Annotated in this window: 15 protein-coding genes; 10 read left to right on the plus strand and 5 right to left on the minus strand. The window is 57.9% G+C overall.

Annotated elements, in window-relative coordinates; all coding sequences use genetic code 11:
• Positions 1-31: 31 nt before the first annotated feature.
• Positions 32-403 (plus strand): hypothetical protein, encoded by a 372-nt coding sequence (locus J7557_RS12270; RefSeq protein ID WP_291420348.1) that lies wholly within the window; start codon positions 32-34, stop codon positions 401-403.
• 86 nt (positions 404-489) lie between these two features.
• Here J7557_RS12270 and J7557_RS12275 read toward each other — a convergent pair whose 3' ends face one another.
• On the minus strand, positions 490-1,200 hold the full coding sequence (locus J7557_RS12275; RefSeq protein ID WP_291420349.1) for an NYN domain-containing protein: 711 nt from the start codon (positions 1,198-1,200) through the stop codon (positions 490-492).
• 293 nt (positions 1,201-1,493) lie between these two features.
• On the opposite strand from J7557_RS12275, the gene J7557_RS12280 reads away from it, so the two are divergent.
• Positions 1,494-1,727: a helix-turn-helix transcriptional regulator gene (locus tag J7557_RS12280; protein WP_291420350.1), complete on the plus strand. Its 234-nt coding sequence runs from the start codon at positions 1,494-1,496 to the stop codon at positions 1,725-1,727.
• Positions 1,727-1,969, plus strand: a complete 243-nt coding sequence (locus tag J7557_RS12285; RefSeq protein ID WP_291420368.1) for a helix-turn-helix transcriptional regulator — start codon at positions 1,727-1,729, stop codon at positions 1,967-1,969. Before J7557_RS12280 ends, J7557_RS12285 begins: the two co-directional genes overlap by 1 nt.
• A gap of 34 nt (positions 1,970-2,003) precedes the next feature.
• Here J7557_RS12285 and J7557_RS12290 read toward each other — a convergent pair whose 3' ends face one another.
• On the minus strand, positions 2,004-3,323 hold the full coding sequence (locus J7557_RS12290; protein WP_291420351.1) for a hypothetical protein: 1,320 nt from the start codon (positions 3,321-3,323) through the stop codon (positions 2,004-2,006).
• A 75-nt stretch (positions 3,324-3,398) separates the two neighbouring features.
• Here J7557_RS12290 and J7557_RS21455 point away from each other — a divergent pair, with 75 nt between their 5' ends.
• Entirely contained in the window at positions 3,399-3,719 is a 321-nt protein-coding gene (locus J7557_RS21455; RefSeq protein WP_367272892.1) for a DUF6626 family protein, read from the plus strand.
• Between the two features lie 34 nt (positions 3,720-3,753).
• Here J7557_RS21455 and ligD read toward each other — a convergent pair whose 3' ends face one another.
• Positions 3,754-5,685, minus strand: coding sequence for a DNA ligase D (gene ligD, locus J7557_RS12295; protein WP_291420352.1), 1,932 nt, complete (start codon positions 5,683-5,685; stop codon positions 3,754-3,756).
• A 139-nt stretch (positions 5,686-5,824) separates the two neighbouring features.
• Here ligD and J7557_RS12300 point away from each other — a divergent pair, with 139 nt between their 5' ends.
• The 6 genes from J7557_RS12300 (at position 5,825) to J7557_RS12325 (ending at position 9,128) form a co-directional block, all read left to right on the plus strand.
• Positions 5,825-6,064 carry a hypothetical protein gene (locus J7557_RS12300; protein WP_291420353.1) on the plus strand — a complete coding sequence of 80 codons (240 nt, stop codon included), beginning with the start codon at positions 5,825-5,827 and terminating at the stop codon, positions 6,062-6,064.
• Between the two features lie 68 nt (positions 6,065-6,132).
• Entirely contained in the window at positions 6,133-6,303 is a 171-nt protein-coding gene (locus tag J7557_RS12305; RefSeq protein ID WP_291420369.1) for a DUF3606 domain-containing protein, read from the plus strand.
• A 97-nt stretch (positions 6,304-6,400) separates the two neighbouring features.
• A complete protein-coding gene (locus tag J7557_RS12310; protein ID WP_291420354.1) occupies positions 6,401-7,216 on the plus strand; it encodes a hypothetical protein in 816 nt (271 codons plus the stop codon).
• The gene (locus J7557_RS12315) at positions 7,213-7,638 is read left to right on the plus strand and encodes a thermonuclease family protein (protein ID WP_291420355.1); all 426 of its coding nucleotides are present in this window, start codon (positions 7,213-7,215) and stop codon (positions 7,636-7,638) included. Before J7557_RS12310 ends, J7557_RS12315 begins: the two co-directional genes overlap by 4 nt.
• A 9-nt stretch (positions 7,639-7,647) precedes the next feature.
• The gene (locus J7557_RS12320) at positions 7,648-8,337 is read left to right on the plus strand and encodes an SOS response-associated peptidase (RefSeq protein WP_291420356.1); all 690 of its coding nucleotides are present in this window, start codon (positions 7,648-7,650) and stop codon (positions 8,335-8,337) included.
• On the plus strand, positions 8,334-9,128 hold the full coding sequence (locus J7557_RS12325; RefSeq protein ID WP_291420357.1) for a hypothetical protein: 795 nt from the start codon (positions 8,334-8,336) through the stop codon (positions 9,126-9,128). The genes J7557_RS12320 and J7557_RS12325 overlap by 4 nt, the downstream gene beginning before the upstream one ends.
• On the opposite strand, the gene J7557_RS12330 is transcribed toward J7557_RS12325, so the two are convergent.
• Both J7557_RS12330 and J7557_RS12335 read right to left on the minus strand, forming a co-directional pair.
• Positions 9,125-10,396 carry a Y-family DNA polymerase gene (locus J7557_RS12330; RefSeq protein ID WP_291420358.1) on the minus strand — a complete coding sequence of 424 codons (1,272 nt, stop codon included), beginning with the start codon at positions 10,394-10,396 and terminating at the stop codon, positions 9,125-9,127. The two genes, J7557_RS12325 and J7557_RS12330, sit on opposite strands and share 4 nt — an antisense overlap.
• Positions 10,393-10,872 (minus strand): LexA family transcriptional regulator, encoded by a 480-nt coding sequence (locus J7557_RS12335; protein ID WP_291420359.1) that lies wholly within the window; start codon positions 10,870-10,872, stop codon positions 10,393-10,395. Before J7557_RS12335 ends, J7557_RS12330 begins: the two co-directional genes overlap by 4 nt.
• Positions 10,873-11,121: the final 249 nt, after the last annotated feature.

The following is an 11,121-nucleotide window of genomic DNA, read 5'->3' on the forward strand; positions in this document are numbered from 1 at the left end:
GGCCACTACGAAATACCTCCGCACGCCGGGAATGGCCATCGTGCTGCTCCCGGCATTTCTGTCTTTGACCACTCCCGCACATGCCGATGACCCACAGGGGCAACGAGAGTGCGCCAGTCTGCGGGCAGCGGTCCTTCAATTGGTCGGTGACTGGTCCAAGAACATGCTGTTCTCCAGCCGCGACATGGACCAGAACGGATGGCTCGATGCCAATGTGGCGAACTCGGCGTTCAAGGATGTGCAGATCGCGGTGATGCAATTCGACTATGCTTATGAAGCCGTTACGAAAGTCCGCAATGCCTGCCACGAGCTTGCTTTCCGGTTCGGCATGGATGTTGGCGGCTATATCGAAGGCGTAATGGCCACCGGCACACGCCCGGCGAAGGGTGTAGCGGGCTGGTAGCCCCATAGGGTAGCGCGGCTTGCCCGCTGATCACCAGCCCCGCCAGCGGGCACCGTAGGGGCAGCAAACATGCAGATGGGTGCGCATTAGCGGGATCGGATACGTAAAGGTCCGCCATTGGCCTGCTCGACCTCGAACTTGTTCGTGCCGCGCACCAAATCGCTGAGCTTGCGAAACCCGAACGATCTTGGGTCGAAATCCGGGGCCATGATTGCGAGACGACTGCCAAGCGCACTTAAAGGTGCCCAGCCCTGATCATCCTCGAGCTGGCCAAAGGCCCGAAGCAACAGCGGGACTGCTTCTTTCAGCTTCTTTTTTGCTCCTGCCTTAATCGCTTCGACCTGTTCCTGATTGGGCAGTTCGAGCAAGTTCTCGGTGTAGATGAAACGATGGCAGGCCTGCCTGAAACTCTCTGGCGTCTTCTGTTCTCCAAACCCATAGACATCAACGCCCTGCTCTCGAATACGCGCAGCGAGCCGGGTGAAATCGCTATCCGAAGATACGAGACAAAAACCATTGAAACGCCCGCTATGGAGCAGGTCCATCGCATCGATAACCAATGCAATGTCTGAAGCATTTTTGCCAGTGGTGTAGGCGAACTGCTGATGCGGGAGAAGACCATATTTCGGCAGAACATCTGTCCACCCGCGAAGGCGCGTGCTGGAGAAATCACCATAGATGCGCCGAACACTCGCCTCGCCAATCTTGGCGATTTCCTCGAACAGACCCGCTGCGATCTTGTCGGACGCATTGTCGGCGTCGATCAGCACGGCAAGTTTGGGTGTGCGGTGATCCATGTAACGGCAATTCCCTTGAAACCAGCAGCACTATAGCAGGACGCTATCGGGGTTTGGTCTTGTGCTGCTGTGGCAGTAAAGCGGGTTTTAATCAGCGCGCGTGACACCCAGAGAGCTATAGCCATCGGCTATAGCTCTCTGGCCTCAGCCAAAGTGCCCGGACGCGCAAACCGCCTTCCTAACACCTTGGTTCTGCTGATCCTTTTTCCTGAAAAACGGGCTCTTTTGGTCTTTGCTTGGCCTCCTGTTCTTCTGGCGCTATCGCGGTATCGACACGAAGATGGAGATGCTCATTGCGGCCAAGGATCACCGACGGGCACAAGCTGTTCGCGCATAATGTTCGGCGCTGGCGGGAGATACGCGGGATCGACACTGACATGTTGGCGCGGGCCGTGGGTTGGCCCCTGGCGATGATCGAGGATATTGAGAGCGCTGAGCAGTTCGATATTACCCTGAACGATGTGGACCAGCTCTGCGAAGCGCTTGCGGTGCAGCCCTTCCAGCTATTCGTGCCGGGGCATCGATGATGCGGCCACGGTTGAAGCATCCCGAAGCGCCACGGTTGCTTGCCCGCAATGTTTGGCGGTATCGGGAACAACGCCAGATGACCGCACGCGCACTGGCAGAACATCTCGATTGGCCTTTGGTGGAAATCGACAAGATCGAGAATGGCGACAAGGCCGATCTGTCCTTGGATCAGCTTGAGCGGCTATCTCTGGCGCTCCACGTTGACCCTGCGGACCTGCTGAAACGCAGCGCATTCCATTAGCCAGCAGGCATCGACCATCAGGCCAAAAAGCCCGTTATAACTCGCCAGGCCCAGCTTGCGGGCCTGTTGGGGAGCCGGAATTATCGGGTGGCAATGGCGATGATCGGGATTGCGCGTGTCGTTCCCGAACCTTTTCGGCTATCTGGTGGAGCCAGTTAGTATCATAGACCGTATTCTTATTAATCCCACTGCTCACACCATCATCACTTACACCCAATTCCACATGGACATCGCTCTCTGACAGATCAGAAGAAATCCCATCATCCATGTACCAATCAAGTTCTTTATCTATGTCTTGATGCAGGACTTCGGTCTTGGTCGGTGCCTTTAGGATCTTCTTCCTTTTCAATCGAACTTCGTTCTTCTTTTTCCCGTCTGGCCCAATCCAGAAGTTGGTCGCTTGAAAGCTCGCTCTGGACTTGCACAGTAACCGGGCGAACTCCTGAACGGCCTTCTTTGGCCACCAGCTGCGCTTGTGCGAGGCCTCCATGTCGAAGACGTAATCCGGATCAAAGGGCTCAGCCCGTTTGAAATCCTTCTCGATACGAAACTTCATGCCATATCGGGTGATGCTCTTGATGTTGTCTTCGACCCCCCTGTGGCTCTCGAATGGCTCGATATCGACCTGGTAGGGGATGTCGTAGGCCTTGGCTCGGAGAGCCTGCTTGAGTTCTTCCATGGAAATATCGCCAAGAGCCACGATGGCGTGGCAGTGCAAATGCCATATGGATGCCCCTACGGCGCAAACATACGGATTGAGCATCGAAGTCGCGATTTTCTTGTTGCGGCCAACCTCATCGAGTTCTGTATCGAGATAGTGCTCGATTTCCCAATAGCCCTTCATATAGACCTGCTTCCAGCGCGGGTCTTTTCGGGCTTGGTATTTCAGGGCATTGCGGATTTTCAGCTTGTGCTCGGCCTTCAGCTTGGGAATGTCATCGAGGTGTCGGGTCAGCGGCAGTAGGAGCGTGAGGAAAACCAGCTTGTCATTGCCCTGATGCGCGAACAGTTCGATGTTCTCGGCTGTTTCGCGGCCACGTTTAAGCATCATGCAGCGCGGACATAGCGGAACCTTGCATTCGCTGGGATTGTTCCACTGGTCTAAGCTGCCACAGTCCCTCATGCGCTTAGAAATATCGTCATACCAGCCAAGTGCAGTTTCGACTGCTTTCCGATGCTGGAGCATACCCAGGGTGAGTCCGGGGATTTTCTTCTTCTCGTGGTAGCTGAAATACCCCTTTGCCATGAGTTCGGCTCGCAGGGTCGTTAGGCCCACACTGGGAGCGCGAACGTCTTGACCCCAGAAATTCCACATGGGCGGGCATTTCGCCGTATTTGTTGTCGGACTTTGCATCCTGTTCTCCTTTGTTGCTGCTATTTATAAAGCACCTCGCCTCCGCCGGTAAATATTCACGTGCAGGAGGTAGCAATGAGAGTCCAGGAAATATTCGAGGTATTGACCGATATGGGACTGGTTCGGTCTCAGATGGAGTTTTCCCGTATCTGGCTCGGGAAGAGCCCACGCTATTATTCAAGCCTACTAGCGCGGCAGCAGCAACCCAGCGTGGGGACCCTGACGGGATTGCTGTTTCGGCTTCGCAACATGCTGAACCATACCAACGACGGTGAGACGAGGTCTGCAATATCCAGTTTGATCCAGCGGCTTGACTCACATGTTGCAGTACGGTCGATCACCAGCACGGCCAGTTCAGTGCATGACAGACAACCTGGCGCAGCTACCTCACATTAGATCCGCTGATTTGGAAGCGCGGCATTTGACCTGACTAGCGCTTTACCACCTGCCTGATCCGCTCAGTCAGAACCTGCTCGACACCAAAATAGCCTTCCCACGCATCGAGCCCCTGCGCCCGCTCGGCCGCCGCGAAGATGTCGAAGGCATTTGCGCGATCGAGGCCGTCCAGCTCGCCCCACGTGACCGGTACCGCCACAGTCCCGCCGGCGCGCGCCCTCGTCGACCATGGGCAGACCGCCGTCGAGCCCTGACCGTTCCTGAGATAGTCCAAGAACATGCGACCCTTGCGGCGAGCCTTGCTCATATTCGCCACGAAGCGGTGCGGATCGGTCTTCGCGAGCAGTTCGGCGAAGTCCTGACAGAACTCCTTGACCTCGTTCCAGTCGGCTTCCGGTACCAACGGCACGACGACGTGGATGCCCTTGCCGCCGGATAAGAGGGGCCACGACTGCAGACCGACCGCACCGAGGATGTCGCGGATGTCTTTCGCGGCCTGCTTGACGTCGCCGAAGTCGAGGCCCTCGTCCGGGTCGATGTCGAAGACCATGCGTTCGGGCAGCTCGGGCTCATGTCGATCCGAGCCCCAAACATGGAATTCGAGCGTATTCATCTGCACGCCGCCGACGAGACCGGCGAGATCCTCGATCCAGAGGATGCGGCTCTCGGATCCCTTCATCTTCGTCAGCGCGCCAGACTTCAGCGTCTTCGGCATGCCAGCCAGCGCGTGCTTCTGGAAGAAGGTCTTTTGCAGGTCGTTGTCGGTGTCGCGCACCAGAGAGAGCGGCCTGTCCTTGAGATGCGGCAGCATGCGGTCGGCCACTGCCGCGTAATAGGCGACGAGGTGAGCCTTCGTGATCTCCGTCCCGGGGTACATTACCTTATCGGGGTTCGAGAGCTTCACTCCGAGCGCCTGCGCGATTTCGACACCGACGCCGGGATCGAGGCCTGCGCTGGTGTCGTCAGCCGGCACCTCCAGCACGACCTGCGTGGCCTTCTTGTCCGCGCGCAGGCCTTGGAAGCTGGCGTGGCGCAACGACCCATCAGGAGTGATCTCGGCAAAGGCGACTTCGGCAACGAGCTCGGGCTTCACCCAACGCGCCTTACGCGCGATGTCGCGAGGCACGGACGCAAAGGCAGGCTTGACGAGCCGGCGCTTCTCCAACTGCGCCATGATCTTGTCCTTCATGGCCTCGGTGAAGCCGGTGCCCACCCGGCCGCGATAGACGAACTGGCCCTTCTCGTATGTGCCGAGGATCAGGCTGGCCATGCCGCGGCCGTTGTCGCTCGGCCGCCAACCGCCGATGACGAATTCCTGTCGCTTCGTGCACTTGATCTTCAACCAGCTCTTGGTGCGGTCGCCGATGTAGCGGGCATCGGCGCGCTTGGCGATCATGCCTTCGTGGCCACCCTTACACATGGCGTCGAACACGGATTTGCCGCCGTCGACGACATGGTGGCTGTACTGCATGCTATCGTCGGCATCGCGCTCGCCGATCAGCTCCTCGAGGATGGCCTTCCGCTCGATCAGCGGCATCTGCGTCAGGTCTTCGCCGTCCTTCTCGAAGATGTCGAAGGCATAGAATTTGAGGGGGATGCCGGCGGCGATACCGGTCTTGAGTATGCTGAAATTGGTGCGCCCTTGCTTGTCGATGGCGACGATCTCACCGTCGAGGAGGACGGAGCCCTTCGTCAGCGTTTTGAGCGGCAGCAGGATGACCTTGAACTGCTCGGTCCAGTCGTAACCATTGCGCGTATAGACCCGGACCTCTGAGCCCGAGATTGCGATCTGGGCCCGGTAGCCATCGAACTTCATCTCGAACAGCCAGTCTGCGCCGCTCGGGATCGTCTCACTGAGTGTGCAGAGCTGGAATGGACGAAAGGTCGGAAGAGGATATGTAGGGTTAGATTCTGAGTCCCTGCGGGGTGACCGCTTTTTGCGGAGTGCGGACTCTATGGCTGGCATGCGGAACTCGGGTACATCGTGAGTCGAAAATGCGAGTCTTTTGAATCGGTTGCATGGGTCGACACTGACGATGGTGCCGAGCGAAACACTGTGATGGAACGCGAAACCGGCCTTTTTCGTAGAACGGCCGGAGGTTGCGATGCCGAAGTTCTTTTTCGACGTCCCCGAAGACGGAATAACGAAGCCCGACCAGGAAGGCCTCGAATTGCCCTCGTCGGAGCGCGCTCATCAGGAGGCCGTCCGAGCCACGACTGAGATGTCGATGGATGCCGCGACGACGACCCACCCACATTCCGTAGCGGTCGCAGTGTGCGATGCCGCGCACCACGTCATCTGCACCGCGTCGGTGTCATTCGATCCCGGTTCGCTGGACGAATAGCTGGGTGATCGGAACCCTCCGATTCATGGTGTCGTTGGAAGGATAGGTTGAACAATCCTTAGGAGAGTATCACGTCGAACACGTCTCAGGATCGCGCCCGGGTCGCCGGCAAGCAGGACCATGAAGTCCGCTTCGAGGCCGACAAGAAAAACGTGAGCAAGGATGCGGTGAAGAAGGCCGTGAGTGAGGTCGGCAACAGCCGCGAAAAGGTTGAAGAAAAGCTCGACCGCAAGAATTAGATGGTAGATTACGTCTGACTTAGTGCGGCCCTTTCCGTAGGGCGCAAATCGTGAAATGGATGTTCCCCTGAATCTAAGGATTTGGGGGACAATCCTTTTGGAAGTAGAAAGCTACAGCTTTATTGAGCTGACTATCGACCTCGAGCGGCCGGTGGAGCTCTACGATCTGATGGGCATGTTCGTCGCCATTGGGCATCAATTCGAGCAGTACCTTCGCGATGAACATCCGAACCTCGTCGACGAAACCTCCAAGATCTACGTCCGCCAGATCCGCGCCGGCTCGATTATCGCCGACCTTATTCCTTTTATCCCGCCTCTTATTGAGAACCTCGATCGAGTTCTGATCGTCGACGACTTCGTGCGTAGGTACGGCGGCCTGATCCTCAAGTTGGGACATGGGCAAAAGCTACCTGAGCCGCGGAAGAGTGATCTGGACGACTTGATGAAGGGCGTGGCTGCGATCGCCAACGATTCAAACGGCAGCGCAACGCTGAAGTCAGTCCAATACGATAAGGACGGTGAAAAAACCCGGGTCGCGATCAAATTCGATACGAAGCAGGCGCAACAAGCGATCCGAGTTATCGACGAGCAGCGCAAGGAGCTGGAGGCTAAGGCATTCCAGGTCGTGGAGAACCAACTCCTTGTGTTTTGGCAAAGCAATCTGAAGCAGACCGACACCGGTAAGCGCACCGGCGAGCTCGCGATTATGGAATACATAACTAAAAAGCCGCTGGCAGTCGTCTACGATTCCGAGCTTGCGGAGCAGCGCATCAAGCACGAAACTTCAGAGGGATCCCGGAACCTCTATCGCCTCGGTTTCTATGTCACCGCGAGGGTAGAAACCTTGAATGGGCGCCCAGTCGCTTATCGGATTTCCGAGGTCCACGACATCATAGAGTTACCGGACGAATGATCCTGACTAGACTGGCCGCGCTTACCGCTTCGACAATCTTTGCTTTCCCGGTTCTCCCTGCCGTAGCTGCGGACGAATGGCGCGTAAACATGCCTATGTGCGGCCGTGACCGGCACACCTGCATCGTTGATGGCGATACGATCTGGCTCCAGGGGGTGAACCTCCGACTTGAGAGCTACGACACGCCGGAGCCGTATAACGATATTTGCGGCGGTCGCGCCGAAGTTGCTTTGGCGCACCAGGCGAGCGCTCGCTTCCAGCAGCTCTTGAGCGGCAATCCCTTCACAGTTGAGACCCATGGGGAAGACCGGTACGGACGTGTGCTCGCGACGATCCGTATTGCCGGCCGCGATGTGGGCGATATTCTGATCGAGGAAGGCTTGGCCCGGCGCTGGCCGAATGGGCGCGAGTTCTGGTGTTAGGAGGCGTCGATGTGCGGACGTTTCACTGCTGAGTACACCTGGCGCGAATTACACGCTCTCTACTCGCTCTCCGACGAGCTCTTTCCCGTGGCGCCATCGAACATGCAGCCGCGGTACAACATCGCGCCGACGCAGGACGTGGACTTCGTCGCGCTCGACAAAGCCGGCAATCGCGAGCTTCTCCGCGGCCGATGGTGGCTCGTCCCGTTCTTTGCCAAGGAATTGCCCAAGGCAACGATGTTCAACGCCCGCATCGAGACCGTGGACACGTCCGGGGCATTCCGCGAGCCGTTCAAGAAGCGCCGCTGCCTGATCCCGGCCGACGGCTATTTCGAGTGGACGACCAGCCTCGTCGACGGAAAGAAGGACCCTTGGCTACTGCAACTGCCGGAGGGTCGTCCCTTTAGCTTCGCGGGGCTATGGGCACATAATGACAACCTCGGCATCACCAGCTGCACCATCATCACGGCGCCGGCAGTCGAGCACATCGCCCACATCCACGGCCGCATGCCGGTGATCCTCGAAGAAAGCGCTTACGATGCTTGGCTTTCGGGCGAAGCGCAGGGCGAAGATGCGAAGGCGCTGCTGCTCGACAACCATCTCGATAGCCAGCTCCAGTTCCACCGCGTCGGCCGTGAGGTCAACAGCAGCCGATATGAGGGGACTGACACCAAGAAGCCGATCATGAACCCGCTATGAAGATTGTCCGAGCAGCACCATCAGGCAACAGAAGCGGCGAACTCTATCAGTTCGTGGAGTTCAAGTTCACGGCCGCCGAGCTCCAGGCGATACCAAAGCAACATTCCACTTATATGGTGGCCACCTGCTTTGCCATCAACGAAATACTGGTGTTCTTGCGACTGACGCTCCACACGATCAACTCCCTTGCCATCGCAAGGGGAGACGATCGAATGGCCAGCATCGCCTTCATGCAAGATCAAATCTTACTCAGGACGCTCTCGGGCAAGGCAGTAGAATATCTGAAGGTTATCCGTGACCATCGGAAAATTTGCGAGCGTGCTGGTGACGTCACGATCAAAGCTTTTTTCGACAAGTACGGTGGCGAAATAGACGAAATTTGGGACAGCACACAGAGCAAGTTCGCTGTCGAATTGCGGAACAACCTAATAAGTCATATCGGCCTGGACCGCATCCGCAAGAGCATAGCTGCTTTGCCACATGATCGTCGCGAGATGAACATCTATCTGCATAACAAGGATGGAAACACGGTTTACCCGATTGGTGAGGACGTGGCTCACATCGCGGCGTTCGATACCACAGAGCAGGTAGACGAATGGTCAGATTGGGTACTGAAGACCTGCAAGACCATTCAGGGATTGCACCACCAATATATGATTTGGATCATCGAAACCTTCTTCCCAAGTAAGATGGGGCAGGAGATCAGAATAGAAATCGATGACCGCCTGCTCGGCCCATTGACTCAGAACATCCCAATCTTATGGGACTTCCCCTTCGACAAGAACGCCTAACGGACTTGCGGCAGCTCGTCCCACCTCGTCGTGAACCGAGGCGACCGCATCTCGAACTTTGTCGTGAACGTCTGAGGCTTCTTCGGCCCGCCCATCGTCGCTGCCGGCACGACGGTCGCTCGACCCCAGCGCCGGTTGGCCTCGTCCATGGCGGCCATCACTTTCGCCGAGCGCTCATGGTCCAGGCCGTCGAACAGCGCGATCTGACGTTGCGCCGGCGGCACCAGATCCTGCGTTATGATGCCCGCCTTCGAATAGCGATACCCATCCTTCCAAAGCGCATCAACGGCGCGCCGAGCCGCCCTGATCAGCGTTAGGGTATCGTTGGTGGCCTCGGGGATGTCGACGGTCATGGAGACGTTGCGCTGCGGATCGTCGCGATTGAACTGAGACGTGTGCATGAAGATGCTGACATGATCTGTCGCGAGATTGTGCCGTCGCAGCTTCTCGCCGAGCCGAGTGGCATAGCCAGCGACGGCTTGCTCCATTTCGGCTTTCTGCGTGACGCGACTGCCGAACGATCGGGTGACAGCGCAGCCCTTCCTCTGCGGCGCCACCGCTTCCAGCGCGATCGCCGATCGGCCATTGAGCTCATGGATGATCCGCTCGCCGACGACCGTCATGAGCTGCCGAGCCAGCTTCGGGTCCATGTCGCGCACCTGACCGGCGAACTCGATGCCGAGATGCCGCAGCTTCTCCTGGCTCGCCGGCCCGATCCCCCAGACGTCTGCGATAGGAAACTTCGCCATCACCTCATGCCGTACGCGCTCGTCGCTGAGATCGAGGACGCCCCCGGGGAGCTTCTTCGCCGCCTTGTTTGCAAGCTTCGCCAGCGTCTTGGTCGGCCCGATGCCGACGCAGCAGGGGATGCCTGTCCATTGCTTCGTAGTCGCGCGCAGGTCGCTGGCCCAAGCTGTCCGATCCTTGATGGGCAGGTGCTCGACGTCGAGGAAGCTCTCGTCGATCGAGTAGATCTCGATGTCCGGGGAGAAGCCCTGATAGACGCTGTTCATGCGCCGGCTCATGTCGCCATAGAGCGCGTAGTTCGAACTGAAGACGGCGACGTTGTTCTGCCGACACAGGTCGCGGATCTGGAACATCGGCTGGCCCATCTTGATGCCCAGCGCCTTGGCCTCGGTCGTCCGAGCCACCGCGCAGCCGTCGTTGTTGCTGAGGACGATGACCGGCCTCTTCTCGAGCTTGGGATCGAAAACGCGCTCGCAGCTGCAGTAGAAGCTGTTGCCGTCGATAAGCGCCAGAGCGGTCATTTCTTGAGGTCGCGGATGGTCGCGGTGACGACACCCCAAATAGATACCTCGGTGCCTTCCGAGATCAGAAACGGCGGCAGCTTGGCGTTCTCGTTGTGCAGCACCATGACGCCGCCGCGGCGATTGAGCCTCTTCAGCGTTGGCTCGCCGTCGATGATGGCCAAGACGATATTGCGATGCTTTGGCGAGAGACTGCGATCGACGACGACGACATCCCCGGGGAAGATCTTGACGTCTACCATGCAGTCGCCGACCACGCGCCACAGGAAGGTCGCCGTGGGATTCTGGACGAGGACCTGATTGAGGTCGATCATGTCCTCGATGAAGTCGTCGGCTGGCGACGGAAAGCCGGCGTGGACACTTTGGCCGACCAGCGGCACTCGCAGCGCGATCAGCGACGAGAGGGGCACCGGCATTCCGCCGGGCGCCATGACTATTCGACTGATCCGCAATTCCGACTCCTTGGCCACGACCACGCCAAGGGTCCGATATAGGCATGAACGAAATGGGAACGGAAGCTAAGGTTATCCAATTTCGACTTTTTAACATTCACAGTGGTGGAGAGAGCATGCTGGTAGCCTTCCCTTGCCCAAGGAGGCTAGCTCAGTTGCGAAAGTTACAACTTTTGCAACGGCTTGCCGCGTGCAGGAAATCAATGGCTTGCGCGTTGCACAAGTCCGTTGCAGAGCGATGGCATGATTTATGGCTATGCCCGCGTTTCCACT

The sequence above is a fragment of the Devosia sp. genome, assembly GCF_017744655.1.
Classification (GTDB): Bacteria; Pseudomonadota; Alphaproteobacteria; order Rhizobiales; family Devosiaceae; genus Devosia.